The following is a 25,316-nucleotide window of genomic DNA, read 5'->3' on the forward strand; positions in this document are numbered from 1 at the left end:
GCGCTCACGCGCGCAGGATGACGCCGTCGGACACGTAGTAAAGCACGACGTCGATGTCTTCGAGCGGCACCGCGTGCTTCGCGTGGTAGGCCCGGCGGTACAGCTCGAGCTGCAGCATCCGCTCGCGTCGTTCGGCGGCCGTGCGCGGTGATGCGCCCGTCTTCCAGTCGACGATCTCGATCCGATCATCGCGGCGGTACACGGCGTCGAGCTTGCAGATGATGACGTGCGGGCGCCCGTCGAGGTCGGTCTCGGTGAAGTCGATCTCGGTCTCGACCTCGAGCGGCTGAAGCGTCGCCCACTCCGACCGGAGGAACCGCTCGCGCAGCACCGCGAGGGCCTCAGCGTCTTCGGCCGACGCCTGGGTGTCGGGCACTTCGTCGTCGGTCTCCCACAGTGCGTCGTCGATCGAACCGCTGAGACCGACGTGCCCCGAGCGCTGCTCGACCCACGCATGGAACAGCGTGCCCAGGCGTGTCTGGCGGAACGGACGCTCGGGCATCGGGCGAGCGAGCCGGGCGAGCGTGCCGTCGTAGTCGGCGACGAAGTCCTTGTAGCGGGATGCCGCGATGCGCACGGGCGCGACGGGTGCCGGCGCCCCGCGCCGAGCCTCGCGCTCGGCAAGCAGCAGCGCGACGTCGTCGTCGGGACGCGCCCGCGGCGCGTCGAGGGCGTTGCGAGCCTCTGCGGCGGCGCGCTCGATGACCTGCCGCCGCGACCCGAGCGGGTCGATGGGCCACTGCAGCAGTCGCCGCTCGCCCGCGTAGGGGTTGTCACCGGCCTCGTCACCGGGTGGCTCGACACCGAGCGCCTCGGCGATCTCGAGGTAGAACGGGCTGCACGCGCGCGGCTTCTTCGTGCCTGACCAGCTCGCCCCCGTGAGCAGCAGGCGCTCGCGGGCCCGGGTCACGGCGACGTACGCGAGCCGGCGCTCCTCTTCGACGTGGCGTGCCTTGTTGGCCGCGACGAAGTCGTCGTACGCCTGTTTGAGCTGCTGCTGCGTCTCACAGCTGCTCCAGGGCAGCACGGGAAGCCACGGCGCGTCACCTCGGAACGCGAAGGGAAGCACGCCGAACCGCAGCCAGCCCTTCGCGTCGCGCGACGTACCGGGCAGCTCGTCGGCCACGAGGCGAACGACGGCGACGGCATCCCACTCGAGCCCCTTGGAGCCATGGATCGTGAGCAGCTGCACGACGTCGTCTTCGGGCGGCTCGGTGCGCGGAGCGAACTCGTCGAGCTGCTCGGCGTGGTCAAGCCACGCCAGCAGGCTGGACAGCGATCCGGTCTCGTCGGCGGCGAGGAAGGCGTGCACTTCGTCGACGAAGGCACGCAGCTGCGCGGCGGCGACGCGAGCGGGCCCTCGCGCCTCGTTCGCCGCGAGTTCGACGTCGAGTCGGAGTTCGCGCTCGACCAGGCGGATCAGCTCGGGGATCGGCATCCCGGTCGCCTGCCTCAGCCCCGCGAACACCGCCGCCGCCTCACGCAGACGCTCGCGCGCTTCGGCGGTGAACCCGGCGAGCCAGCCGTGGTCGGGCTTGTGCCGCAGCACGAAGTCGAGCGCGTCGACGAGCGACCCGTCATCGTCGGCCGCGCTGCCGCGGATCGCGGCGATCACCTCGGGGGCGAGCGGCTGCAGGGCGGCGTCGTGACGGGCGATCCGCCGCGCCAGTGCGGCGAGTTCGCGCAGATCGGGCAGCCCGATCCCCCATCGCGGGCCGGCGAGCAGCCGGATGAGCGACGAGCCGGCCCCGGGGTCGCTCAGGACCCGCAGGGCGCTCACGACGTCGACGACCTCGGGCGTCGAGAGCAGCCCGCCGAGCCCCAGGATGCGATGCGGGATGCCCCGTCGCCCGAGCGCGTCACCGAAGCGGACCATGTGCTTCTTGCTGCGGAACAGGATCGCCCCCGTCGTCGCGTCGCCGCGCGACGCGCGCTCGGAGCGTATGCGCTCGAACCATGCCGCGACGCGGTCGGCCTCGGCGTCGACGTCGGTCTCGAAGGAGAGCTCGACGAGTCCCGGCGGGGCCGCGGGCCGCGGGCGCAGCTCGTCGACGGGCACGGGCGCCGTCGCGGCGAGCGGAGCGAGCACGGCGTTGGCTGCCGTCAGCACCGAGGTGCTGTTGCGCCAGCTCGTCGCGAGAGAGAAGCGCGCGCAGTCCCCCTGCGCGAATGCCCGGGCGAACCCGCCGAGGTTGCCGGCGCTCGCGCCGCGCCATCCGTAGATCGCCTGGTGGGGATCGCCCACTGCCATGACGGCTGTCTCGCCGAAGATGCCCGACAGCAGATCGGTCTGCACGACAGAGGTGTCTTGATACTCGTCGAGCAGAACGACGCGGAACCGAGCGCGCAGATCCTGTGCCACAACAGGATGCGCACGTACGGCTTCGAGCGCCCCCGCCACCTGATCCGAGAAGTCGATGACGCCCAGGCGTCGCTTCTCGGCGGCGTAGTCGCGCGCGAGCTCGGTCAGCAGGGAGAGCGCGCCGACCTTGTCGACGGCCTGCGCGATGTCGGCATAGACGACCGTGCCTTTGCGTGTCGAGGGCAGCTGCAGGACCGTGGCGAACCGCTCGGGAAAGTCGGCGAGGTCGTCGAAGTCGACGAGGTTGTCAACGCCGTCGCGTGCGATCCGCAGCGCGGCGTCGATGATCGAGCGCACGGCCTCGGTGCGGGTCTCCAGACGCGGATCGTCGGAGGCGAAGACGACGCGGCGCATGAGCAGCCAGGCAGCCGACTCAGACAGCACGGCGGCTTCGGAGTCCCGCCCGATGCGCAGGGCGTTCTCGCGCACGATCTGGTCGGCGAAGCTGTTGTACGTCGCGACGGTCGGCCGGTCCAGCAGCGTGTCGTCAGCGGTCGTCTGCGGCACGGCAGACGTCGTCGACGCGAGGGTGTCCAGCGCCGCCAGGCGCAGCAGCGTCCGACGCTGCCCGTCGGGAGTCTCGCGTTCGAGCTGCGCGAAGACGCCGAGCCGCCCCTCGTCATGCAGCGCGGGAAGCAACGGAAGGAGCCCTCGCCGTTCGAACTCGCCCAGCCGCGCCAGACGGCGCTGGATGCGCTCGGACAGCTCGCCGGCGGCCTTGCGCGTGAAGGTGAGCCCCAGCACCTCGTCACGGCGGACCAGCCCGTTCGCGACGAGCCAGACGACACGACCGGCCATCGTCTCGGTCTTGCCGCTCCCGGCGCCCGCGACGACCAGCGCGGGGGCCAGAGGCGCCTCGATGACAGCGGCCTGCTCGTCGGTCGGCGGGAACTGCCCGAGCGCGGCCGCGATGACCCGTGCCGACAGCACGGGCGCGACAGGGGTCGTCATGACGCGCTCACCGCGCCGATCGTGTGGATGCGGCAGAGCCCATACGTGTGTTCGTCGCGGCAGTGCTCTTCGAAGGGCGCAGCGAACGTCGTGCCGCGCATCGTCGTGACGGCGGACCGGACGCGCTCGAAGAACGCCTCGCGGCGCTCGTCATCGAACGGCGGTTGACGCGGCGTGACGTAGTCGGCCTTCGTCGAGGTGGGTTTGAGCACGAGCAGCTGCGCACCGCCGGCGGGAAGCCCCGAGGCGGCCGGGATCGCTCCCCCTTCGAACGCGAGCTGATATGCCGCCAGCTGCGGATTGTCGACGACCTTTGCGTCGGTCTGCGGCTCGTTCTTGCCCGTCTTGAGGTCGACGATGACGACCGCCCCGTCGGGGGTCTGCTCGACCCGGTCGATGTACCCCGACAGGATGACGCGATGCTCACCCTCGGAGCCGTCGATCGCGATCGGCACCTCGAAGTGGGGTTCGGCGCTGATGAGGGCGCCGCCGGCGTCTTCGAAACGGCGCAGATAGAGGTGCAGCCGACGCACGAGCTCGCGGGCGCGGTCCCGCTCAGCCCGCGCGCGCCACTCCGCTTCGAAGGACAACTCGCCCCATCGCGCCTCGACCTGCTGCCACAGAGCGGCTTCGTCGCTCGACTCGGCGTGCTCGAGCGCAGCGTGGATGATCGTGCCGACACCGGCCGTCGTGCCGCCCGGGTCTCCTCCGAGGTCGGCGATGACCCAGTTCAGCTCGCATTCCTCGAGCGCGTGCAGACGCGACGGCGACACACGGATGTCCTCGCGCGCGAGGTCGCGCAGCGGCCCGTCCGAGGTGACCGGCATCACGCCGTACCACTCCCGCGGATGCGCGCCGGCGACGACTTCGTCGGCGAGCAGCGCCAGCTGGCGTGCCGCATGCGCGGATGCCGGTGAGGCCGGCATCGTCGTGAGGGTGCGGCGGTACCTCGCGACAAGGCCCCGCAGCGACAGCGGGTGCTCGACCGTGTGCTGTTCGGCCGGGGGCAGCAGCTCGAAGAACGGGCTCGGTCCGGTGTCGTCGTCATCGACCGCCGTCACGACGACCCGCGCCGTCGCGCGGGACAGCGCACGGGCGAGGAGACGCAGCTCGTCGTGCATCGCGGCGCGTCGCCGGTCGACCGTGCCGGCTGCCTCGGTCGGTGCCCGCCGAGCGGCATCAGGCAGGCGCCAGGTTTCGAGCAGACTGCCCCGAAGCCGGGTGTTGGGCCACACGTTCTCTTGCACACCGGCCACGACGACCGTGTCGAACTCGAGCCCGAGCGAACCCGCTGGGGTGAGGATGCGGACGCTGTCGTCGATGCTCGGCGCGTCGAGCCGGTCTTGCGCGACGTCGGTGTCGAGGATCCCGCGCACGAAGACGCGCGGATCCGCGTCGAGGGATCGCTCGACGAAGCGCTTCGCGGCCTGGAAGAGCGCCACGACGGCGTCGAGATCGCGATTCGCCTGTTCGGCGAGAGGACCGCTCCCCCGCGCGAGTTCGCCCCAGGCGCGTTCGAGGCCGCTGCGCTCCCATGCCGTCCACAGCAGCTCATGCGCTGTCGCCCCGCGGTCGAATTCGGCGCGCAGTTCGGCCAGGGTGCGGGCCACCACCGCGCCCCGTCGCGCTTCGCGCGTGTCGATCAGGTCGAACTCGATCGGCTGGGACATGGCCGACAGCAGCAGTTCGCGCCCCGGACGCTCACCACCCGTCGCGAGTTCGCTGTGGCGCAGCGTCGCAACGAGGCGGCGAAGCTGAATCGCATCGAGGCGCCCGTAGGCGCCCGTCAGCACCGCCGCGACGTCGTCATAGCTCCATTGACCGTCCATCGCGATCTCGGTCAGGCGCAGCAGGTCACGCACGGCGCGGTGCACGCCCAGCGCGCGGCCGGGGCCGGCCGACCGCGCGGGCACGTCGCGCGCTGCCAACTCGGCCTCGAGCGCCGTCACCTGGCGCGTGTCATGGGCGATCACGGCGCAGCGGCTCCACGCGATGCCGTCGTGGACGTGCCGTTCCCGCAGCAGCCGAGCGATCGCGTCGCATTCTTCGGCCGCTGAGCGCACCGTCAGAGCGCGCACCGAGTCGTCGGGTTCGGCCGGACGGGGTACGCCGCGATGGGCCACGACGCCGACCGCGCCGATGCGCTCCGTCACCCGCCGCACGGTCTCGGCCTGCCACGCCGACCCGCGGTGGCACGTCTCGAGCACGTGCAGGTCGCCCAAGCTCGCCGCGAGCCGGGCGAAGTTCTCGGGGGTCGCGCCGCGGAAGGACCCCGAACCGACGTCGGGGTCTCCGAACGCGAGGACGGCGACATCCCGCGCGCGCAGAGCCTCGACGAGCTCGACACCGCCGAGGGTGAGCTCTTGCGCGTCGTCGACGAGCACGGCACGGACGCCGTCGACCGCTTCGAGACCCGGCGATCCCGCACGCAACAGCGCGACCGCTTCGCGCACGAGGCCGGCCGCGTCACGGTGCGCGCCGCGCATGTCAGCGCGCACGTCGAGGTATTCGCGGAAGAACGATGCGAGCGCCCCCCAGGCCTCGATGCCGTCGCGTTCGGCGAGCGCCTGCAGGCGGGACGCATCGATCCCGAGCGTCGTGCACTCGGCGAGGAAGGTGCGGACCTCGGTGCGAAAGCCCGGCGTGGATCGGATGCCCGCATCGAGCCACGCCGGCCACCGCGCGTGGCCGGCGGCCTCGTCTTCGGCGTCACCCTCGAGCAGGTCATGGATGATCTGGTCCTCGTCGCCTCCCGTGAGCAGCTGCGGCGGCTCGGCGCCCGCGGTGACCGACGCCGCGCGCACGATCTGGAACGCGAACGACGCCACCGATCGGGCCAGGGGCCCCGACGTCGCGCGGCCCACCGCGAGGGCCAGTCGGTCGCGCAGGGCGGTCGCCGTCTGGCGGGACGGGGTGAGCACGACGATCGCGTCCGGATCGACGCCGCGCGCCACGAGCGCACCGACGCGGGCGATGAGCGTCGCCGTCTTTCCGCTGCCCGGTGCGCCGGCGACGATCGCCGACGCGTCGTGCGCGAGGTCGACGACCGTGCGCTGCGACGGGTCGGGCGTCGCGGCATCCTGCCCTGAAACCATGACCACGACGCTAGCGCGCACCTCGGACATCGTTCGTTCGCCGAGAGCGTCGGCACGAGGAAGATCAGAGAACGAGCAGAGTCGGCGTGTTGTCGTAGAGTTGCCATGCCCCCGGGGACCGGCCCCGGCACGCAGGAGGTCATCACGTGGAGATCCGCATCGGCATCGCCAACACGGGACGCGAGCTCACGTTCGAGACGAACGAGCCCGCCGCCGAGGTCAAGAAGTCCGTCTCCGCTGCGCTGGACGCAGCCGCGACCCACGTCTCCTTCGTCGACGTCAAGGGCAACTCGTACATCGTCCCCACGGCGGGGATGGCCTACATCGAGATCGGGACCGAAGAGTCCCGCCGCGTCGGATTCGTCGGCTGACGGCCATGCAGATCCTGCTCGCACTCATCATCGGCGCCGTCGTCGGCACCGCCCTGCACTTCCTCGTCCGCGACCGCCCCACGCGGGGCGTCGTCGTGGCACCGATTCTGGGCGCTGCGGCGGCCGGCCTCGCCTGGACGATCCTCACGTGGTCCGGAATCGGCATCGACTCGCCGTGGCCGTGGCTCTCGGCGATCGTCGCCCCCCTCATCGTCGTGTGGCCCGTGCTCGTGCTCCTCGCTCGCACGCGCATCGCGCACGACGAACGCACGCGCACTCGCCTCAAGATCGGCTGACGCCCACTAGGCGGCGAGTCCCAGCGCGTCCATGCGGCGCGAGTGGGCGCCCATCAGCTCGGTGAACACGGGTTCGACCTTCTGCTCGTCCGCGAGGCGCAACCCGCCCGGTCGCAACGCGGCGCGGGCGATGAGCAGTGTGTCGCCGACGAGCCTGCGCCCCCACATCGCCAAGAGCGACTTCCATTCGGGGTCGCTGGCGATCGTGCCGCCGAGGATGTCCACGATCGCCTGCCGGTCATCATCTGCCCGCAGGATGCGCGCCACGATGCGCCCCGTCTCGGCATAGCTCGAGGCCAGAGCGAGGTAGAAGTCGTCGAGCATCCCGGCCGTGATGTGCACGGACAGCATCGTCTCCTGGGGCCGGACGCCGTGCGTGGCCCGACGGAACGCGTCCAGCGGCTCGCGGAACGGAAGCATGATCGCCGTGGGGTCACCGCCTCTGTCACGGATGACCGCGACGAGCTCCTGATGCTTCGTCAGGGCGGCACCAGCCGCTCGCGACAGGGATTCCTTCTGCGCCAGCTCGGGTGTCAGCGCGATCAGCTCGCTCAGCGTCTCGAAGAAGCCGAGCTGCAGATAGGCCGCCTGGCCGAGGAAGGTGTCGATGTCGGGTGCGAGCTCTTCGAAGTCGACGCGCGTCGCGCCGCCGAAGTCGCCCCGCGCCCGGAGCGAGAGGGCTTTCATCGCGGGTTTCTTGCGCTGCCAGAACCACTTCACCACGCCCTAAGACTACGGCTGCCGTCCTCGCGAGCCCACGGTCGGTATCCTGGAATCGTCCCGGCGACGGATCGGGACCCCGCGCCTGTGGCTGAGTGAAGGGCGTGGACCGTTCATTCCCGGCGGCTTCTCACCGCCAGACAGGCACCTATCGTGACGACTTTCGCCGAACTCGGCGTCGACCCCGACATCGTCGATGTCCTCGCAGCCAAGGGCATCGTCGATGCCTTCCCCATCCAGGAGCAGACGATTCCGCTGGGTCTTCCCGGTCAGGACATCATCGGCCAGGCGAAGACGGGAACCGGCAAGACGTTCGGATTCGGCATCCCCGTCGTCCAGCGTCTCGGCAAAGACCCCGCGCACGGTGTCCAAGCCCTCATCGTCGTGCCGACCCGCGAACTGTGCGTCCAGGTCTACGAAGACATCGACATGCTGACCTCCGGCCGCTCGACGAGCGTCGTCGCCATCTACGGCGGCAAGGCGTACGAGGGTCAGATCGAACAGCTCAAGGCCGGTGCCCAGATCGTCGTCGGCACGCCAGGCCGGCTCATCGACCTCAACAACCAGCGCCTGCTCGACCTGTCGAACGCGACCGAGGTCGTCCTCGACGAGGCCGACAAGATGCTCGACCTCGGCTTCCTGCCCGACATCGAGAAGATCTTCTCCAAGGTCCCCGCCGTCCGCCACACGCAGCTGTTCTCGGCGACGATGCCCGGTCCGATCGTCGCCCTCGCGCGTCGTTTCATGACCAACCCGATCCACATCCGGGCGACCGATCCCGACGAGGGCCTGACGCAGGCGAACATCAAGCACCTCGTCTACCGGGCGCACTCGCTCGACAAGGACGAGATCATCGCGCGCATCCTGCAGTCCGAGGGTCGCGGCAAGAGCGTCGTCTTCACGCGCACCAAGCGCGCGGCGCAGAAGCTCGTCGACGAGCTCAACGACCGCGGCTTCAACGCGGGCGCGGTGCACGGCGACATGAGCCAGGAGGCCCGCGAGCGTTCGATGGCCGCCTTCAAGGCGGGCAAGAAGGACGTGCTCATCGCGACCGACGTCGCCGCCCGTGGCATCGACGTCGACGATGTCACCCACGTCATCAACCACACGATCCCCGACGACGAGAAGACCTATCTGCACCGCGCGGGCCGCACCGGCCGGGCGGGCAAGACGGGCATCGCGGTGACATTCGTCGACTGGGATGACCTGCACAAGTGGGCACTCATCAACCGGGCGCTCGAATTCGGTCAGCCCGAGCCCGTCGAGACGTACTCGTCAAGCCCGCACCTGTTCACCGACCTCGACATCCCCGAGGGCACGAAGGGCCGCATCACGACGGCCCCGAAGACGCAGTCCGTCAAGACGCAGCGCCCTGCCCGCGCCGCCGAGGCCGCAGCAGAAGCGGGAACCGGCGATGTCGGCACGAGCCGGCGCCGTCGGCGTCGCCGCGACTCGTCCGAGAAGGTCGGCGCGACCTTCGTCGAGGGCGGCGACGCGACGGCGACACAGAGTGCGTCCGAGGCCGCAGGCGAGCGCCGCGACGCCGACGGCGCCGGAACGCACGACGGCGGCGGCAGTGAGCACCACGACGGCAACGCGGCGCCCCGGCGGCGTCGCCGTCGGCGTGGCCCCCGATCGGGCCCGACGCCCGCAGCGAGCATCTGATCTCGGATCGTTATCCGCGAGGGTTCCGGGAGCGCTATCGTGAGCGCTGACGGCACAGGGTGGTCGTCGTTCGCTTCTAGAAAGGCACGATCGTGCGATTCTTCGAAACAGTCGAGTACCAGGGTTTCTGGGGCTCGTTCTGGGACCTCATCTGGTGGTTCCTGTGGGCCTTCATCTTCGTCGCTTACCTGTTCGCGCTGTTCGCGATCATTGCGGACCTCTTCCGCGACCACAAGCTGAGTGGCTGGTGGAAGGCGGTGTGGATCTTCTTCCTCATCTTCTTCCCGATCATCACGGCGCTGGTCTACCTCATCGCCCGCGGTGGCGGGATGGCGCAGCGCAGCGAGTCGCAGGTGCGTCAGATGCAGGCGGCGCAAGACGAGTACATCAAGCAGGTCGCAGGCACCAGCCCGGCCGATGAGATCGCCAAAGCCCGGTCGCTCCTCGACGCCGGCACGATCTCGCAAGACGAATACGAGCGGCTCAAAGCGCGTGCGCTGAGCTGACTCCGACCGGTGCGCGCCCTCGTCCCCCTCACGGGTGGACGGGGGCGCTTCCTGTTGCGCGGTCGATGAGACGCTGCACCATGTCGTCGGATGTCGTGTTCTCGCCGGGCAGGTTGGGCTTGCCGAGCCCGTGGTAGTCGCTCGAACCCGTCACGATGAGGTCCCGGTCCGCGACGAGGCGGCGCAGCATCCGGATGCCGGGCTCGACGTTCTCCCGGTGCCCGAGCTCGAAGCCCGCGAGGCCCGCGTCGAGCATGCGATTCAGCAGCGCGCGCGGCAGGACCCCGGCGCGGCCCGCGGGATGCGCGATGATCGGGACTCCCCCGGCTTCGACGACGAGGCGGACCGCCGTGACCGGGTCGGGCGCGTACAGATCGACGTAGTACGCCCCGCGCGGGCTCAGGATGCTCGCGAACGCCTCGGTGCGATCGCGTACGAGCCCCCGCGCGACGAGCGCATCGGCGATGTGCGGCCGCCCCACCGTCGCGCCGGCGCTCGTCTGGGCGACGATGTCATCCCACTGCAGGTCGTAGTCGCGCCCGATGCGCTCGGCCATGACCCGCGCGCGATCGAGCCGCGACGAACGGATGCGATCGGTCATGGCCCGCAGCCCCGGTGCATCCGGGTCGACGAGATAGGCCAGGATGTGCACGCTGCGCCACTCGTGGCGGGCCGACAGCTCCATACCGGGGATGAACGTCATGCCGAGCGAGGTCGCCGCTTCGGCGGCCTCCGCCCACCCGGCCGTCGTGTCGTGGTCGGTCAGCGCCGCCGTACGGAGACCGTGGCGGTGCGCGGCCTGCATGACGAGCGCGGGTGCCTCGGTGCCGTCGGAGTGGGTCGAGTGCATATGCAGGTCACTCGGACCCTCGAACCCCCGCTTCGCCTGCACCTGTCCGAGCGTAGCCGGGGTGAGGGCATCCGTCGGGCCGACTCTCGGCGCGGGTGCGCGGATCTCTCAGCGCCCTGACATAGAGTCACGTCCGTGTTTCGCCTGCTGGGGGTCCTGGTGACCGTGCTCTGCGCGATCGCGGCGGCCGTGCTCACCTGGCCGGGCTTCTTCCGCGTCGATCGCTACTTTCCCGTCGCGCAGGTGATCTCCTTCCGCGGCATCCTGGTCCTCGCCTTCGTCGCAGCTGCCCTCATCGCCCTGCTGCTCGCGATCGTGCGCCCCCTGCGCGCCTTCGCGCTCTCTCTCGCGATCATCTCGGGGCTCGCCGCTGTCGCGGGCGGCGTGACGGTCTTCTCGCGCGGCCTGGGAGTCACGGAGCTCCCCGCCGCGACCGAGACGAGCGTGCGGGTCATGACGTGGAACACCGCCGGGCCGGCGACCCAGCCGGATGCCGTCGCGCAGCTCGCCGTCGCGATGGAGGCCGATGTCGTCACACTCCCCGAGACGACGATCGAGACGGGCGAGCAGGTCGCGGTCGCGATGCGCGAGCTCGGGCGTCCGATGTGGGCGCATCACGCTGCCAACCCCTCTACCGAATGGGATGCCGGATCCACGACGATCCTCATCTCGCCCGAGCTGGGCGACTACTCCGTCATCGAGTCCTCACGCGACGGGTCGAGCAACACCTCGACCGTCCCGAGCGCCGTCGCGATGCCGACAACCGGCGACGGTCCCATCATCGTCGCCGCGCATGCCGTCGCCCCGCGGCGCGCATACATGCAGGCGTGGCGCGACGACCTGCGATGGCTCGCCGACCAGTGCGCCGGGTCGAATGTCATCATGGCGGGCGACTTCAACGCCACGGTCGACCACATGACAGGACTCGGCATGGACGGCGGCACTCTGGGGCGATGCAGCGACGCGGCGCTCCAGACGGGGAACGGGTCAGTGGGCACCTGGACGACGGAGCTGCCGCCGCTCGCGGGGGCACCGATCGATCACATCATGGCCTCCCAGCACTGGCGCGCGACGGGGTCCGTCGTTGTGACGTCACTCGACGGATCGGTCAGCGACCACCGCCCCCTCATCGTGCAGCTCGAGCCGGCCGACTGACACCCCGCGCCACGGCGGACATGCCAGACTTGAGGGCATGAGCACTGCAGGCGACATCCCCTCCGCCGCGTCCGTCGCAACGACTGAGACCAGCGAACCCCCCACCTCGAGCACGAACCGACGTCAGCCGTTCGGTCGTGGCTTCCTCGAAACGATCTCGACGGGGTGGGCCGAGCGGCCCGACATCGTCCCGGAGCAGCGCGAGCAGTCCCGCTACGCAGCGGCCCGGCGCGACGCCGTCTCGGCGGCCTTCCCCGGCGCCCGCCTCGTGATCCCCGCGGGCGAGCTGAAGCAGCGCAGCAACGACACCGACTACCCGTTCCGCGCGCACTCGGCCTTCTCTCACCTGACCGGCTGGGCATCCGACGCCGAGCCCGGCGCCGTGCTCGTGTTCGAGCCGACCGCCGACGGCCACGACGTCACGCTGTACTTCCGTGAGCGCGCCGACCGCACGACGAGCGAGTTCTACTCCGACGCCTCGATCGGCGAGTTCTGGATCGGACCGCGCCCCGCGATCGGCGGCGTCGCCGCTGAGCTCGGCGTCGCGACCGACCACATCGAGCGGCTGGAACGGCGTGAGGGCGACCTCGTGCTCGACGAGGATGCCGACCTCACCCGCTTCGTGTCCGAACTGCGCCTCGTGAAAGACGAGTACGAGCTCGCGCAGCTGCAGCTCGCCGTCGACGTGACGGCGAAGGGCTTCGACGACATCGTCGCGAACCTGCCCGCGATCATCGACCACCCGCGCGGAGAGCGCATCGTCGAGGGTGTTTTCCACCAGCGCGCGCGCAGCGACGGCAACTCCGTCGGCTACGACACAATCGCCGCATCCGGTCCGCACGCGTGCTACCTGCACTGGACCCGCAACGACGGCGCGGTGGTGCCCGGCGACCTCATCCTCGTCGACGCCGGCGCCGAGGTCGACAGCCTTTACACCGCCGACATCACCCGGACGCTTCCCGTCAACGGTCGCTTCACCGAGGTGCAGCGCCGCGTCTATGAGACCGTCCGCGAAGCGGCCGACGCCGCATTCGCTGCCGCACGTCCGGGTGTGCCGTTCCGCGCGCTGCACGAGGCGGCGATGGAGGTCCTCGCGACCCGCCTCGCCGAGTGGGGCCTGCTGCCGGTGACGGCTCAGGAGGCGCTCGACGCCGATGCCGGCGGCCACCACCGCCGCTACATGGTGCACGGCACGAGCCACCACCTGGGCATCGACGTGCACGACTGCGCCCAGGCGCGTCGTGAGATGTACTACGACGGCCTGCTCGAGCCGGGCATGGCCTTCACGATCGAGCCGGGCCTGTACTTCCAGATCGACGACGCGACCGTGCCCGAGGAGTACCGCGGCATCGGTGTGCGCATCGAAGACGACATCGTCCTCACCGAGGACGGCGCCGTGAACCTGTCGGCGGGCATCCCGCGCACCGCCGACGAGGTCGAGGCCTGGATCGCACGTCTGAACCCCTGAGCCGTCGTGCGTTTGCCTCACTCTGCGCTCTGCGCCCACCCGGCGCGGCAGAATGAGGCAAACGAACACTCGTGCCCGGGTGAGGCCGAGCCTCTCGCCGGACTCAGGGGGTCGAGGAGCCCGTCATACGGGCGTTCGTCACCGGTCCCCTGCTGCGCATGAAGTCGGCCACACCCGTGGCGAGGTTGGCCCCGATCTGGTCGGCGGGGCGCTTGCGGCCCGCGACCTCGAAGGAGTGACCGCCGCCCTCGATCCACACGAGCTCGGCATCGCGGCATGAGGCCACGGCGTCGCTGAGCTGGACGTGCGGATCGACGAACGGGTCCTTCGTGCCCGAGACGAACAGCTGCGGCGGCACGACGTCGGGAAGGTGCGCGACGCGCAGCTTGGTCGGGTCGCCGGGCGGGTGCAGCGGATACCCGAGGTAGACGAGCCCGGCCGGATCGATCGCGCCTTCGGCGGCGGCCATCGACGCCATCCGCCCTCCGTACGACTTTCCGCACGCCCACATCGCCACGTCGACGCGCTCCGTCAGCCAGAGCTGCACCGCAGCCCACGCCGCCACGGCGTGCCCTGCCGGACCGGGCATGCGCCGGCCCGCTTGCGCGTACGGCAGGTTGAAGCGCAGCGTCGCGACCCCCGCCGCGGCGAGGGCATCGGTGAACCCCACGAGGAACGGATGCCGGTACGCGGCCCCCGCCCCGTGGGCGACAGCGATCGCGGCCCAGGCGCCATCCGGCACCGACAGGTCAGCCGAGAGCTCGACGGTCCCCGACGTCAGGGCGACCGAGATGACGTCGTCAGCGCTCGTCATCGGCCGGGGCCGGCTGCTCGCCCGGACCCTCGGGCGACGGGTCGACCGGGAGCCTCTCGCCGTACTGCGGCGGTCCCTGCACGGCGGGCTCCGTCACGACGGGCGGTGCCGACGCGAGGGCGGTCGCACCGAGCACTTCGCGCGCGCGCTGCGCACTGCCGGCGGCCACCGTGACCTCGTAGCGGTCGGCGAGGATCTGCACGACCGAGACGTAGTCACGTCGGCGCCTGACGAACGAGTAGGTGATCATGCTCAGCAGCATCCCGATCGCGATGCCGACGAACAGCACGCCGACGAACGCCTGGATCGGCACCGTCGGCGAGCCGATCACGAGGATCGCCGCGAACAGCAGGCCGAGGAGCATCCCGTTGATGGCACCCGTCCGCGCCGCGACGGCGTAGCCCAGCCGACCCGTGATGCGCTCGACCGAGCGCAGCCCCTGGCCGACGATCGCGACATCCCGCGCCCGCACGTCGGCGGCGATGAGCTCGGAGACGGCTTTCTGAGCACGCTCGTAGGTGGGGTAGCTGGCTACGGTCTGGCCGACATCGCCGAGCCCCTTCGGCACGCGCCCGCCCATCATGCTCATTCCCCCATTCTCCCACGCACCCCGGGCTACGCTGGAACGCGTGAGTACGCAGAGGGTCTTCGTCGCACGCCTGGCCGGGTGCGCCGTCTTCGACCCCGCCGGCGACCGGCTCGGCAAAGTGCGCGACGTCGTCGTGATCTACCGGAAGAGCGATCCGCCACGAGTCATCGGCCTCATCGTCGAGATCCCCGGCCGACGGCACGTCTTCGTCTCGATCGGGCGCGTGACATCGATCGCGCTCGGGCAGGTCATCACGACGGGCCTCATCAACGTGCGTCGCTTCCAGCAGCGCGGCGGTGAAGTGCGTGTCATGGCCGAGCTGCTCGGGCGGCGCGTGAGCCTCATCGACGGGTCGGGCGACGCCGTCATCGAGGACGTCGCGATCGAGCGCAACCGCGCCGGCGAGTGGGATGTCGGGCAGCTGTTCCTGCGTCGGCCGCGCACGAGCGCTTCGCCGTTCGCGAAGGGGCCTACGACGTTCGCCGCGTGGTCCGACGTACGCGAGCGCGGAGCGCAGGGCGCGGCGCACTCCGCCGAGCAACTCGTGGCGACGTACTCCGACCTCAGACCCGCCGACCTCGCCAACACGCTGCTCGACCTGCCCGACGAGCGCCTGCTGAAAGTCGCCGAAGAGCTCTCCGACCACCGGCTCGCCGATGCGCTCGAGGAGATGCCCGAAGACGACCAGGTGCACATCCTCGAAGCGCTCGGCGACGAGCGGGCCGCCAACATCCTCGATGCGATGGAGCCCGACGACGCGGCCGACCTTCTCGGGCAGCTCTCCGAGGAGCGCTCCGAGGAGCTGCTGGATCTCATGGAGCCCGAAGAAGCCGAAGACGTGCGCGCCCTGCTGCAGTACGGCCCCGACACGGCCGGCGGCCTCATGACGAGCGAGCCGATCGTGCTGTCCGCCGATGCGACGGTCGCCGAGGCGCTCGCCCTCATCCGCCGGCACGAACTGCACCCCGCGCTGGCTGCCGCGGTCTTCGTGACCCTCCCCCCGTTCGAGACCCCGACGGGCCGGCTGCTCGGCACCGTGCATTTCCAGCGGATGCTGCGCTATCCGCCGCACGAGCGGCTCGGAGCGATCGTGGACGATTCCCTCGACCCGGTCGCCGCGACCGCGTCGGCCGCCGAGGTGGCGCGCCTGCTTGCGAGCTACGACCTCGTCTCGGTGCCCGTCGTCGACGAGGCACGGCGCCTCGTCGGGGCTGTGAGCGTCGACGACGTGCTGGACTACCTGCTGCCCGATGACTGGCGCTCGCACGACGGCAGCGACGCCGCACCGGTTCAGGAAGGCCGCCGGTGATGGCGCGCGCCCCGCGCCGCACGCCGGCGCTCGATGCGCCGCGCGGCCGCTCGGGCATGCTCACCCCGCGCACTCCGCAGCCCTCGCGCGACCGTTTCGGTCGCGCGACGGAATGGGTCGCGCGCAACATGGGCACCCCGGTCTTCCTGCTCGGGCTCACGCTGTTCTGCGCCGCCTGGCTCGCGTGGAACACCCTCGCCCCCGTCGAGGCGCGCTTCGATTCGGCGGCGAACGGCTTCACGGCCCTGACGCTGATGCTGTCACTGCAGGCGTCCTATGCCGCTCCGCTCATCCTTCTGGCGCAGAACCGGCAGGATGACCGCGACCGCGTGCAGATCGAGCAGGACCGGCAGCGATCCGAGCGAAACCTGGCCGATACCGAGTACCTCGCGCGCGAGGTCGTCGCCCTGCGGATGGAGATCGCGCACGATCGCTCCGAAGCCGTCACGAGAGACGACCTGCGCACCGAGCTGCGGGCGCTCCTCGAGCAGCTCGACGAGCGTGACGAGCAGCGCCGAGAGGACCCCTCGTGACGGCAGGAGCCACCGACGCGGTGCGCCGCGCCGTGGGCGCCGTCATCGACCCCGAGCTGCGCCGACCGCTGGCCGACCTGGACATGCTGCGCGACATCTCGGTCACAGACTCCGTCGCGCACGTGGGGATCGCCCTCACGATCGTGGGATGCCCAGCCGCCGACCGCATCTCGCGCGAGGTCCGTGCCGCCGCGGCATCCGTCCCGGGGGTCTCCTCGGTCACCCTCGAGGTCGGCGTCATGTCTCCCGCAGAGCGTGCCGCGCTCACCGAGAAGCTCCGCGGGGGCCGCGCGCCCCGCGAGATGCCGTTCGGACCCGACTCGCTGACGCGTGTCATCGCCGTCACGAGTGGCAAGGGCGGCGTCGGAAAGTCGACGGTCACCGCCAACCTCGCCGTCGCTCTCGCCGCGCGCGGCCTGTCGGTCGGCCTCATCGACGCCGACGTGCACGGTTTCTCGATTCCCGCCCTCCTCGGGCTCGTCGACGCGGACGGCGGCGCCCCGCAGCCGACCCGGATCGACGATCTCATGCTGCCCCCCGTCGCCTACGGTGTGAAGGTCATCTCGATCGGCATGTTCCTGCGGCGCTCGGGCGACGACGGACCGCTCGGCGCCGTCGCCTGGCGCGGCCCCATGCTGCACCGCACCGTGCAGCAGTTCCTCACCGACGTGCACTTCGGTGACCTCGACGTCCTGCTGCTGGACATGCCGCCCGGCACGGGCGACGTGGCGATCTCGGTCGGTCAGCTGCTGCCCAACGCCGACGTGCTCGTCGTCACGACGCCCCAGTCCGCGGCATCCGACGTCGCCGTGCGAAGCGGCCTGGTCGCCCGCCAGACGGGCCAGCGCGTCATCGGCGTCGTCGAGAACATGGCCGCGATGACCCTGCCCGACGGATCGCGTCTGGCGCTGTTCGGTGAAGGAGGCGGCGCCGAGGTCGCCGCCGCTCTCACGACCCCCGAGGCGGCCGTGCCGCTGCTCGCATCGGTTCCGCTCAGCGCGGCTCTGCGTGCGGACGGGGATGCCGGCACGCCGGTCGTCGTCGCCGACCCGGGCGATCCCGCGGCACAGGCCATCAATGGGCTGGCCGACGCTCTTGCGGCCCGGCCCCGGGGGCTGGCGGGCCGGTCGCTGCCGGTGAACCCGATCTGACGCGGAACCGGGGTCAGGTCGCCTCGGAGTCGAACGGCGGACGGTCGCCGGGTCGGAACGGGTCCGACGGGCGCTGGGCTGCGACCGGTGGTGTCGTGACAGCCGGGCGCGAGAGCCCGCTCGCCGATGCGACGGGGGCGTCCTCGAGCAGGGCTTCGCGGATGATGCGACGCGGGTCGTACTGACGCGGGTCGAGAGTCTTCCAGTCGACGTCGGCGAACTCCTCGCCCATTTCGTCTTTCACGCGCGTGCGCGCCGTCGTCACCCAGTCACGCGCACGCCGCGTGAGCCCCGCGAGCGCCTCGGCGTAACGAGGCAGTCGCTCGGGGCCGATGACGAACGCGGCGATGAGACCGATCAGCAGCAGCTTCTCGATCGTGAGGCCGAAGAACATGAAAGAAGGTTACCGTCGCGCCTGGCGTGCGGGCGTCCGGGCGACACGTAGGCTGAGCGCGGAGGAAGCCAGAATGCGCGAATACGACGCGAATCAGCGATTCGTCGCCGAGGTGACGATCGAACCCGACCACATCGCCCGCGCGCGTCAGCACGCTCTCGAACTGGGTGCCGAGCCGATCAGTGCGGCCGTCGGCGCGCAGTGCGCCGTGCTCGCCGCGGCTTCGCAAGCACTCAACATCGTCGAGATCGGCACGGGCGCCGGCGTCTCGGGCCTCTGGCTGCTGCACGGCTCGCCCCGCGCGACGCTCACCACGATCGACAACGAACCCGAGCACCTGGGTGTCGCACGACAGGCGTTCGCAGAGGCGCGCGTGCCCGCCGCGCGCGCACGCTTCATCACCGGCCGTGCGGCGGACGTCCTCCCCCGCATGAACGAAGCGTCCTACGACATCGTGCTCGTCGACGCCGACCCCGAGGGCGTCATCGAGTACGTCGAGCATGGCCTGCGCCTCGTGCGCACGGGCGGCCTCGTTCTCGTCCCGCGTGTCCTGAACGGGGGCGCCGTCGCCGACCCCGTGCGCCGCGACCCGGTCACCGCCGCATACCGCTCACTCATCCAGGAGACGCAGTCCTCCCCCGCCGTCATCGGTGCGCTCGCGATTGCGGGCGAAGGGCTGCTGCAGCTGACGACCCTGCCGACCGAGGACACCTCGGGACGCGGCATCCGGAGATGACGGAACGGCCGGCCCGAAGACCGGCCGTCCGTTTCGCCTCTGCGGATCAGGCGGGGTTCACAACTCCGCCGAGGACGCCGTAGAGCTCCTTCGCCTCGGCGTCGTTCACGGACACGACGAGGCGTCCGCCTCCTTCGAGCGGAACCCGAACAATGATGAGTCGGCCTTCCTTGACGGCCTCCATCGGCCCGTCTCCGGTTCTCGGCTTCATGGCTGCCATAGCGGCTCCTTTTCCTCAGGTCTGCCCGGCAAGTTTACCGAAGACACGGCAAGTGCTCCGCGTGGCGGATTCGCGCGTCATGGAATCTGCCAGAACGTGTTCCCGAGCGCGTACATGTTGTAGATCCACCACCACTGGCCGACGAGGCACGCCACGAGCACTCCTCCGCGCCACCAGGGCGAACGAGGAAGCGCCGCGGCGCCCCACAAGGGCGAGAGCGGCACGAGCAGCCGGAAGATGCTCGACTGGGGAAAGAACACCAGGAGCAGGTAGACGAGGTAGCTGGCCGACCAGAACCGCAGATCCGGGCCGAGCCGCTTGATGTGCGGCTCGAACAGCAGCAGCGCCGCGATCCCCGCGATCGCGACCCCGAGGGCGATGTAGCCGGCGATCGCGCCCGCCCCCCACACCTCGAACCAGAAGCCCGCGGCCTGCACGAATCCGTCCAGCGGAACGAAGTGCGCGTCGGCGTCGGCGATCCAGTTGCGCCGCCACGCGAGCTCCGTCGCGAGATACGCCCCCGGGTCACCCGTCACGATGCCGGCGAGCACCTGCCAGGAGAAGCCCACGACGACAGCGAGCAGGCCGGTCGCGATGATATGCACGATGTGCGATACGGGCAGCGCCTCACGGCGGCGGATGAACCAGCGGTGGATGCCGTGCAGTCCGAGCAGCAGCGCGAAGGCGAGGATGCCGGGGCGCGTGTAGCCCATCAGCGGGATGAGCAGGTAGAGCCACGCATACCGGCGCTCCTGCACGCAGCGCAGCGCCAGGAAGAGCCACAGCAGGAAGAGAGACTCGGCGTACCCGACCTGGAACAGCGCCGCGAGCGGTCCGCAGGCGAAGAACACGACGGCCCACATGCTCGCCGATGCACCCAGCCGTCGCCGGAGCAGGCCGTGAAGCGCGAGGCAGGCGAAATACCCCGCGATGAGCGAGATGAGGACGGCGCCCGCGCCCCACGACCCCAGCGGCAGTCCCACGATGCGTGAGAGAAAGGCGTAGACCGGCATGAACGCCCACGCGTTCTCACCGACGTCGCCCGCGTCGGTGAGGGGCAGTTCGCTCGGGTAGCCCTGCGTCGCGACGAGCCAGTACCACTGCGCATCCCAGCCCAGCACGAAGGAGCTGAGCGGCGGGTTCGGGCCGTAGCGCGACCCGGGGCCGGACAGGGATGCCGCGAGCACGAAGAAGCCCGTCGTGATGAGCCTCGCGACGACGTAGACGATCCCGATCTGCGCCGCCGTCGGCAGGGTCCGCCAGGCCTCGGCGGCGCGCCGGGTCGTTGTCGGTGTCAGGTCAGCCACGTCCGCAGCCCGCGTTCGACCTCGATGATCTGCGCGAGCGGCACCCGCTCCTCGTCGTGGTGGGCGAGGTGGGGGTCGCCGGGACCGTAGTTGACCGCGGGCACGCCCATCGCCGAGAAGCGGGCGACGTCGGTCCAGCCGTACTTGGGTCGGGGCTCGGCGCCGACTGCCGTCAGGAACTCCTGCGCGAGCGGCGCGTCCAGGCCGGGGCGCGCGCCGGCGGCGAGGTCGACGACCTCGAGGTCGAACCCGCTGAAGACGTCGCGCACGTGCTGCTCGGCCTCGACGACATCGCGGCTCGGAGCGAAGCGGTAGTTGACCTCGACCTCGCACGCATCCGGGATCACGTTGCCCGCGATGCCGCCGCGGATGCGCACGGCGTTGAGACCCTCGCGGTATTCGAGACCCTCGACGGCGACCTCGCGCGGACGGTAGTCGGCGAGGCGCGCGAGGATGGGAGCAGCCTTGTGGATGGCGTTCTCGCCGATCCATGCCCGGGCACTGTGGGCTCGCACGCCATCGGTGCGCACGATGGCGCGCAGGTTGCCGTTGCAGCCGCCCTCGACCTGCCCGTTCGACGGTTCGCCGAGGATCGCGAAGTCGGCCGCGAACAGGTCGGGCCGGGTCGCGGCGAGACGCGTCAGGCCGTTGAGGTCGGCGTCGACCTCTTCGTGGTCGTACCACATCCACGTGATGTCGACCCGCGGATCGGCGAGGTCGTGGGCGAGCTTGAGCTGCACGGCGACGCCGGCCTTCATGTCGACCGTGCCGCGCCCCCACAGGTGGGCCTCACCGTCGATCACGATGTCGCGCGTGGGCAGGTTGTCGTTGAGCGGCACGGTGTCGATGTGCCCCGCGATCACGACGCGCTGCGCGCGCCCTCGATTCGTGCGGGCGACGATCGTGTCGCCGTCGCGGTGTACCTCGAGGTGCGGCAGGGCGCTGACCGCTTCGTGGATCGCGTCAGCGAGAACGGTCTCGTCGTCCGAGACGCTCGGGATGTCGCAGATCGTGCGGGTGAGGTCGATCGAGGTCGCGGTGAGGTCGAGCGCCGGCATCCCCCGATCCTATGACGGATGCCGCGTGCTCCCCCGCTCGGACGGTGCCCTCCGCCCCGATACGGTGGAGGCATGAGTGACGAGCGATGGGTATGGGGTCTGGGCCTCGCGACGACGGCTGAGAACGGCACGGTCCTGGACACGTGGTTCCCTTCGCCCGCGGCGGGACGCCTGCCGCTGGGCTACAACCCCGCGATGCCCCCGCAGGAGCTCGAGCGGCTCGCTGTGCCCGACCCGCGGCGGGCGGTGACCGTCGATGTCGTCGCGCTCGAGATCGACCTCGACACGCCGCCCGTGTCGACCTCCGACGCCTATCTGCGCCTGCACGCCCTGTCGCACCGGCTCGTACGCCCCAACGACGTCAACCTCGACGGCGTCTTCGGGCATCTTCCCAACGTCGCCTGGACCAATGCCGGCCCCGTGCACCCCGATGACCTGACGCGGCTGCGCCCGCTCCTCATGCGCGACGGCGTGCAGGTGCAGTCGCTCGACAAGTTCCCCCGTCTGCTGGACTACGTCACTCCCCCCGGCGTGCGCATCGGCGACGCGAGCCGCGTGCGCCTGGGCGCGCACCTCTCCCCCGGAACGACCGTCATGCACGAAGGCTTCGTGAACTTCAACGCCGGCACCCTCGGTGCATCCATGGTCGAGGGGCGCATCTCGCAGGGGGTCGTCGTCGGCGACGGCAGCGACATCGGCGGCGGCGCATCCATCATGGGAACCCTCTCGGGCGGCGGTTCGCACAAGGTGTCGATCGGCGCGCGGACGCTTCTCGGCGCCAACGCCGGCATCGGCATCTCGCTCGGAGACGACTGCATCGTCGAGGCGGGCCTGTACGTGACGGCGGGATCCAAGGTGATCCTGGCCGACGGTCCGCCCCGCCACGACAACTCCCGCCCCGTTGTGAAGGCGGCCGAGCTGTCGGGCCAGGACGGCCTGCTCTTCCGCCGGAATTCGCTCACGGGCGGGGTCGAGGCCGTGCGTCGGTCCGGCGTTGGCGTCACCCTGAACGAGGCTCTGCACGCGTAGGATGCGGGCATGACGCAGCGCCTGCCGAAGAAGACGTACGAAGACGAGCTGCGACGCCTGCAGGCACAGCTCGTCGACATGCAGGCCTGGGTCCAGGCGACGGGGGCACGCGTCGTGGTGATCTTCGAGGGCCGGGATGCCGCGGGTAAAGGCTCGACCATCAAGCGCATTTCCGAGTACCTCAATCCCCGTGTGACGCGCATCGCCGCGCTGCCCGCTCCGACCGAGCGCGAGAAGTCGCAGTGGTACTTCCAGCGTTACGTCCCGCACCTGCCCGCCGCCGGCGAGATCGTCCTGATGGACCGCTCCTGGTACAACCGCGCCGGTGTCGAGCACGTCATGGGGTACTGCACCAACGCGCAGTACCACCGCTTCCTGCACCAGGCACCGATCTTCGAACGCATGCTGGTCGAAGAGGGCATCCTGCTGCTCAAGTACTGGTTCAGCGTCTCGGACGTCGAGCAGGAGAGACGGTTCCGCTCCCGCAACGAAGACCCCATGCGCCGGTGGAAGCTGAGCCCGAACGACGTGCTGTCCATCACCAAGTGGGAGGACTACTCCCGCGCGAAGGACACGATGTTCGTGCACACCGACATTCCCGAAGCGCCCTGGTTCGAGGTCGACAACGAAGACAAGCGGCGCGGACGGATCAACATGATCCACCACCTGCTGTCGCAGATCCCCTACGAGGTCATCGAGCGCGAGCCGATCGAGATCCCCGAGCGACCCGCGCCGGGCGGCTATGAGCGACCCCCGCGCGATGAGGACAACCTCGTTCCCGACTACGCCGCGACACTCACGCGGCGCTGATACCTCGACTTCCTCGCGCGCTCGCGCGTTGTCCCACAGCACGGAGCGTTTGACAACCCCATCCGCATTCCTCTCCTCCTCGGCGTACACCAGTACGCACCGGTTCATCGCCGGAAGTCGAGAGGAAGAACCATGTCAGAAAGTTATGGACAGGGCGCCGCGGCAGGATCGGGTGCCGGAGCGGACGCCTCGTCGGGGAGCGTCGAGACGGCGAAGCACGAAGCGGCCGACGTCGCCCGCACAGCCGGCGAGGGCGCGGGACACGTCGTGGATACCGTGAAGTCCGAAGCGGGTCACGTCGCCCACGAAGCCACGTCACACGCGAAGGACCTGTTCGCCCAAACGCAGCACGAACTGAAGGATCAGGTGGCCGCGCAGCAGACGCGACTGTCCGAGGAACTGCACACCGTCGGGGACGAGCTCGGGTCGATGGCGCGGAGCGCGGAGTCGCCGGGTCTCGCATCCGACCTCGTGCAGGCGGCATCCGCTCGGCTCACGAGCGCCGCGTCGTGGATCGGCGACCGCGATCCGGACTCACTGCTGCAGGACGTCAAGGCATTCGCGCGTCGGCGGCCCGGCGTCTTCATCGCGGGCGCCGCGATCGCCGGTGTGCTGGTCGGCCGGCTCACCCGGGCGCTCGCCGAGAATGCCAAGGACGAGCAGAACGCCGACTCGGGATCGGGGTCACCAGCGCCTTCGATGCCGGTGGCACCCGCCACGCCGCCACCCGCGCCCCGTGCTCAGCCGGTCGCCGAGCGCACACCGGTCTACGACGACACGCTGCCCGGCACCGGGATGCCGCGGGCCGGAGTCGGCGAGGGAGGAGTGACTGATGACCGACGCAACTCCTTCTGAGGAGAAGGCCGCAACGACGTCGCTCGGGGATCTGATCAGCGAGGTCACCCAAGACATATCCACCCTCATGCGGCAGGAGCTGGAGCTGGCCAAGGCCGAGATCAAAGAGACCGTGACCCACAGCGCGAAGGGTGCGGGGCTCCTGGGGGGTGCCGGATACGCGGCGCTCATGGCGGTCTTCTTCCTGTCGCTCGCCCTGTGGTGGGCGCTCGGGACACTGGTCGGCGGGGGCTGGTCCGGCGTCATCGTGGCCGCCCTGTGGGGCGTCATCGCCCTGATCCTGTTCCTCGTGGGACGCAAGCAGATGAAAGAGGCGAAGGGAGTTCCGCAAACGGTCGACAGCCTGAAGCAGATCCCCGACGCCTTGAAGAGAAATGAGGAGAACCGATGAGTGACACACCTGACCAGATCCGCGCAGGCATCGAGCGCACGCGCACCGAACTGAGCGGAGACGTCGACGCGCTCGCCGACAAGGTGACGCCGTCGAAGATCATGGACCGCCAGACCGACAAGGTGAAGAAGGCCTTCTCGTCGGTGCGGGAGCGCGTCATGGGCGCGGCCGACGATGCCGGCTCGTCCTTGCACGGAGCCGGCTCATCCGCTGCCGATGCCCTCTCGGACAGGGGGCGTCGCGTCGCCGCGAAGGCCGAGGGAAACCCCCTGGCCGTCGGCCTCATCGCCTTCGGCGTCGGCCTGCTGGCGGCATCCCTGCTGCCGACGACCCCGCGCGAGAAAGACGTCGCGACCACGGTGAAGGACCAGGCGCAGCCGCTCGTGGATACCGTCACGGATGCTGCGAAAGAGATGGGCGAGCACCTCAAGGAACCCGCTCAGGAGGCTGCGGCGTCACTGAAGGACACTGTCTCGGAGGCCGTGTCCAACGTGACGTCCGAGGCCGAGACGGCCAAGGACGACGTGGTCGGGCGCACCCAGGAGGCGCGTCAGAACATCTCTGACAGCTGAGCCGTTCGCCGCGTGGCGGGGGGGGACAACCCCCCCCCCCCACCCCCCCAAGAGTTTCTCCTGCACCCTAAACCCCCTCCCCAAAACACGACAAACTCCCCGCACCCAA

25 protein-coding genes are annotated in these 25,316 nt (G+C 70.3%); 15 read left to right on the forward strand and 10 right to left on the reverse strand.

Features of this window, described 5'->3' with window-relative positions:
* Window positions 1-4: 4 nt before the first annotated feature.
* Window positions 5-3,313 carry an ATP-dependent DNA helicase gene (locus AC25Y0_RS09520; RefSeq protein WP_488134557.1) on the reverse strand — a complete coding sequence of 1,103 codons (3,309 nt, stop codon included), beginning with the start codon at window positions 3,311-3,313 and terminating at the stop codon, window positions 5-7.
* Window positions 3,310-6,408 (reverse strand): ATP-dependent helicase, encoded by a 3,099-nt coding sequence (locus tag AC25Y0_RS09525; protein ID WP_488134558.1) that lies wholly within the window; start codon window positions 6,406-6,408, stop codon window positions 3,310-3,312. Before AC25Y0_RS09525 ends, AC25Y0_RS09520 begins: the two co-directional genes overlap by 4 nt.
* 146 nt (window positions 6,409-6,554) lie before the next feature.
* On the opposite strand from AC25Y0_RS09525, the gene AC25Y0_RS09530 reads away from it, so the two are divergent.
* A complete protein-coding gene (locus AC25Y0_RS09530) occupies window positions 6,555-6,779 on the forward strand; it encodes a DUF3107 domain-containing protein (RefSeq protein WP_488123990.1) in 225 nt (74 codons plus the stop codon).
* Window positions 6,780-6,784: 5 nt separating this feature from the next.
* Window positions 6,785-7,075: a hypothetical protein gene (locus tag AC25Y0_RS09535; RefSeq protein WP_488123989.1), complete on the forward strand. Its 291-nt coding sequence runs from the start codon at window positions 6,785-6,787 to the stop codon at window positions 7,073-7,075.
* A 6-nt stretch (window positions 7,076-7,081) separates the two neighbouring features.
* Here the strand turns inward: AC25Y0_RS09535 and AC25Y0_RS09540 are convergent, their stop codons facing one another.
* Window positions 7,082-7,798 carry a ferritin-like fold-containing protein gene (locus tag AC25Y0_RS09540; protein ID WP_488123988.1) on the reverse strand — a complete coding sequence of 239 codons (717 nt, stop codon included), beginning with the start codon at window positions 7,796-7,798 and terminating at the stop codon, window positions 7,082-7,084.
* Window positions 7,799-7,948: 150 nt separating this feature from the next.
* Here AC25Y0_RS09540 and AC25Y0_RS09545 point away from each other — a divergent pair, with 150 nt between their 5' ends.
* Window positions 7,949-9,460: a DEAD/DEAH box helicase gene (locus AC25Y0_RS09545; protein WP_488134559.1), complete on the forward strand. Its 1,512-nt coding sequence runs from the start codon at window positions 7,949-7,951 to the stop codon at window positions 9,458-9,460.
* Between the two features lie 92 nt (window positions 9,461-9,552).
* The gene (locus tag AC25Y0_RS09550) at window positions 9,553-9,966 is read left to right on the forward strand and encodes an SHOCT domain-containing protein (RefSeq protein WP_488123986.1); all 414 of its coding nucleotides are present in this window, start codon (window positions 9,553-9,555) and stop codon (window positions 9,964-9,966) included.
* A gap of 28 nt (window positions 9,967-9,994) precedes the next feature.
* On the opposite strand, the gene AC25Y0_RS09555 is transcribed toward AC25Y0_RS09550, so the two are convergent.
* Complete coding sequence (locus tag AC25Y0_RS09555; protein ID WP_488134644.1) at window positions 9,995-10,816, reverse strand: PHP domain-containing protein; 822 nt, start codon at window positions 10,814-10,816, stop codon at window positions 9,995-9,997.
* A 135-nt stretch (window positions 10,817-10,951) separates the two neighbouring features.
* Between AC25Y0_RS09555 and AC25Y0_RS09560 the strand changes: the two genes are divergently transcribed.
* Window positions 10,952-11,971 carry an endonuclease/exonuclease/phosphatase family protein gene (locus AC25Y0_RS09560; RefSeq protein WP_488123985.1) on the forward strand — a complete coding sequence of 340 codons (1,020 nt, stop codon included), beginning with the start codon at window positions 10,952-10,954 and terminating at the stop codon, window positions 11,969-11,971.
* Between the two features lie 37 nt (window positions 11,972-12,008).
* The gene (locus AC25Y0_RS09565) at window positions 12,009-13,439 is read left to right on the forward strand and encodes an aminopeptidase P family protein (protein ID WP_488123984.1); all 1,431 of its coding nucleotides are present in this window, start codon (window positions 12,009-12,011) and stop codon (window positions 13,437-13,439) included.
* Between the two features lie 103 nt (window positions 13,440-13,542).
* On the opposite strand, the gene AC25Y0_RS09570 is transcribed toward AC25Y0_RS09565, so the two are convergent.
* Both AC25Y0_RS09570 and AC25Y0_RS09575 read right to left on the reverse strand, forming a co-directional pair.
* Window positions 13,543-14,253 carry an alpha/beta hydrolase family protein gene (locus AC25Y0_RS09570; RefSeq protein ID WP_488134560.1) on the reverse strand — a complete coding sequence of 237 codons (711 nt, stop codon included), beginning with the start codon at window positions 14,251-14,253 and terminating at the stop codon, window positions 13,543-13,545.
* Entirely contained in the window at window positions 14,240-14,842 is a 603-nt protein-coding gene (locus AC25Y0_RS09575) for a YflT domain-containing protein (protein ID WP_488123982.1), read from the reverse strand. The genes AC25Y0_RS09570 and AC25Y0_RS09575 overlap by 14 nt, the downstream gene beginning before the upstream one ends.
* Window positions 14,843-14,882: 40 nt before the next feature.
* Between AC25Y0_RS09575 and AC25Y0_RS09580 the strand changes: the two genes are divergently transcribed.
* From AC25Y0_RS09580 to AC25Y0_RS09590, 3 genes are read left to right on the forward strand one after another with little or no spacing between them, the layout of a single operon-like run.
* On the forward strand, window positions 14,883-16,151 hold the full coding sequence (locus AC25Y0_RS09580) for a magnesium transporter MgtE N-terminal domain-containing protein (RefSeq protein ID WP_488123981.1): 1,269 nt from the start codon (window positions 14,883-14,885) through the stop codon (window positions 16,149-16,151).
* Window positions 16,151-16,684, forward strand: coding sequence for a DUF1003 domain-containing protein (locus AC25Y0_RS09585; protein WP_488134561.1), 534 nt, complete (start codon window positions 16,151-16,153; stop codon window positions 16,682-16,684). Before AC25Y0_RS09580 ends, AC25Y0_RS09585 begins: the two co-directional genes overlap by 1 nt.
* Window positions 16,681-17,835, forward strand: coding sequence for an Mrp/NBP35 family ATP-binding protein (locus AC25Y0_RS09590; protein WP_488134562.1), 1,155 nt, complete (start codon window positions 16,681-16,683; stop codon window positions 17,833-17,835). Before AC25Y0_RS09585 ends, AC25Y0_RS09590 begins: the two co-directional genes overlap by 4 nt.
* 13 nt (window positions 17,836-17,848) lie before the next feature.
* On the opposite strand, the gene AC25Y0_RS09595 is transcribed toward AC25Y0_RS09590, so the two are convergent.
* Window positions 17,849-18,229, reverse strand: a complete 381-nt coding sequence (locus tag AC25Y0_RS09595) for a twin-arginine translocase TatA/TatE family subunit (protein ID WP_488123978.1) — start codon at window positions 18,227-18,229, stop codon at window positions 17,849-17,851.
* Window positions 18,230-18,302: 73 nt separating this feature from the next.
* Here AC25Y0_RS09595 and AC25Y0_RS09600 point away from each other — a divergent pair, with 73 nt between their 5' ends.
* Window positions 18,303-18,965: an O-methyltransferase gene (locus AC25Y0_RS09600; RefSeq protein WP_488123977.1), complete on the forward strand. Its 663-nt coding sequence runs from the start codon at window positions 18,303-18,305 to the stop codon at window positions 18,963-18,965.
* Window positions 18,966-19,011: 46 nt separating this feature from the next.
* On the opposite strand, the gene AC25Y0_RS09605 is transcribed toward AC25Y0_RS09600, so the two are convergent.
* The 3 genes from AC25Y0_RS09605 to dapE all read right to left on the reverse strand — a co-directional run bounded on the left by AC25Y0_RS09605 (window position 19,012) and on the right by dapE (window position 21,550).
* Window positions 19,012-19,185 (reverse strand): DUF3117 domain-containing protein, encoded by a 174-nt coding sequence (locus tag AC25Y0_RS09605; protein WP_137845070.1) that lies wholly within the window; start codon window positions 19,183-19,185, stop codon window positions 19,012-19,014.
* 77 nt (window positions 19,186-19,262) lie between these two features.
* Entirely contained in the window at window positions 19,263-20,492 is a 1,230-nt protein-coding gene (locus tag AC25Y0_RS09610; RefSeq protein WP_488134563.1) for a hypothetical protein, read from the reverse strand.
* A complete protein-coding gene (gene dapE, locus AC25Y0_RS09615; RefSeq protein ID WP_488134564.1) occupies window positions 20,480-21,550 on the reverse strand; it encodes a succinyl-diaminopimelate desuccinylase in 1,071 nt (356 codons plus the stop codon). Before dapE ends, AC25Y0_RS09610 begins: the two co-directional genes overlap by 13 nt.
* 72 nt (window positions 21,551-21,622) lie before the next feature.
* On the opposite strand from dapE, the gene dapD reads away from it, so the two are divergent.
* From dapD to AC25Y0_RS09640, 5 genes are all read left to right on the forward strand, one after another.
* Window positions 21,623-22,579: a 2,3,4,5-tetrahydropyridine-2,6-dicarboxylate N-succinyltransferase gene (dapD, locus tag AC25Y0_RS09620; protein ID WP_488123974.1), complete on the forward strand. Its 957-nt coding sequence runs from the start codon at window positions 21,623-21,625 to the stop codon at window positions 22,577-22,579.
* Between the two features lie 9 nt (window positions 22,580-22,588).
* Window positions 22,589-23,389, forward strand: a complete 801-nt coding sequence (ppk2, locus tag AC25Y0_RS09625) for a polyphosphate kinase 2 (protein WP_488134565.1) — start codon at window positions 22,589-22,591, stop codon at window positions 23,387-23,389.
* A gap of 132 nt (window positions 23,390-23,521) precedes the next feature.
* Window positions 23,522-24,244, forward strand: a complete 723-nt coding sequence (locus AC25Y0_RS09630) for a hypothetical protein (protein ID WP_488134566.1) — start codon at window positions 23,522-23,524, stop codon at window positions 24,242-24,244.
* On the forward strand, window positions 24,222-24,635 hold the full coding sequence (locus tag AC25Y0_RS09635) for a phage holin family protein (RefSeq protein WP_488123971.1): 414 nt from the start codon (window positions 24,222-24,224) through the stop codon (window positions 24,633-24,635). The genes AC25Y0_RS09630 and AC25Y0_RS09635 overlap by 23 nt, the downstream gene beginning before the upstream one ends.
* A complete protein-coding gene (locus AC25Y0_RS09640; protein WP_488123970.1) occupies window positions 24,632-25,207 on the forward strand; it encodes a DUF3618 domain-containing protein in 576 nt (191 codons plus the stop codon). Before AC25Y0_RS09635 ends, AC25Y0_RS09640 begins: the two co-directional genes overlap by 4 nt.
* The last annotated feature ends 109 nt before the right edge of the window (window positions 25,208-25,316 follow it).

The organism is Microbacterium sp. Y547, from assembly GCF_057669785.1.

Bases quoted from the DNA above. Each gene is read 5' to 3' on its own strand.
- AC25Y0_RS09520 (WP_488134557.1), bottom strand. From the start codon at position 3,313: ATGACGACCCCTGTCGCGCCCGTGCTGTCGGCACGGGTCATCGCGGCC.
- AC25Y0_RS09525 (WP_488134558.1), bottom strand. From the start codon at position 6,408: ATGGTTTCAGGGCAGGATGCCGCGACGCCCGACCCGTCGCAGCGCACG.
- AC25Y0_RS09535 (WP_488123989.1), top strand. From the start codon at position 6,785: ATGCAGATCCTGCTCGCACTCATCATCGGCGCCGTCGTCGGCACCGCC.
- AC25Y0_RS09555 (WP_488134644.1), bottom strand. From the start codon at position 10,816: ATGCACTCGACCCACTCCGACGGCACCGAGGCACCCGCGCTCGTCATG.
- AC25Y0_RS09565 (WP_488123984.1), top strand. From the start codon at position 12,009: ATGAGCACTGCAGGCGACATCCCCTCCGCCGCGTCCGTCGCAACGACT.
- AC25Y0_RS09570 (WP_488134560.1), bottom strand. From the start codon at position 14,253: ATGACGAGCGCTGACGACGTCATCTCGGTCGCCCTGACGTCGGGGACC.
- AC25Y0_RS09575 (WP_488123982.1), bottom strand. From the start codon at position 14,842: ATGAGCATGATGGGCGGGCGCGTGCCGAAGGGGCTCGGCGATGTCGGC.
- AC25Y0_RS09585 (WP_488134561.1), top strand. From the start codon at position 16,151: ATGGCGCGCGCCCCGCGCCGCACGCCGGCGCTCGATGCGCCGCGCGGC.
- AC25Y0_RS09595 (WP_488123978.1), bottom strand. From the start codon at position 18,229: ATGTTCTTCGGCCTCACGATCGAGAAGCTGCTGCTGATCGGTCTCATC.
- AC25Y0_RS09600 (WP_488123977.1), top strand. From the start codon at position 18,303: ATGCGCGAATACGACGCGAATCAGCGATTCGTCGCCGAGGTGACGATC.
- AC25Y0_RS09605 (WP_137845070.1), bottom strand. From the start codon at position 19,185: ATGGCAGCCATGAAGCCGAGAACCGGAGACGGGCCGATGGAGGCCGTC.
- dapE (WP_488134564.1), bottom strand. From the start codon at position 21,550: ATGCCGGCGCTCGACCTCACCGCGACCTCGATCGACCTCACCCGCACG.
- dapD (WP_488123974.1), top strand. From the start codon at position 21,623: ATGAGTGACGAGCGATGGGTATGGGGTCTGGGCCTCGCGACGACGGCT.
- ppk2 (WP_488134565.1), top strand. From the start codon at position 22,589: ATGACGCAGCGCCTGCCGAAGAAGACGTACGAAGACGAGCTGCGACGC.
- AC25Y0_RS09630 (WP_488134566.1), top strand. From the start codon at position 23,522: ATGTCAGAAAGTTATGGACAGGGCGCCGCGGCAGGATCGGGTGCCGGA.
- AC25Y0_RS09635 (WP_488123971.1), top strand. From the start codon at position 24,222: ATGACCGACGCAACTCCTTCTGAGGAGAAGGCCGCAACGACGTCGCTC.
- AC25Y0_RS09640 (WP_488123970.1), top strand. From the start codon at position 24,632: ATGAGTGACACACCTGACCAGATCCGCGCAGGCATCGAGCGCACGCGC.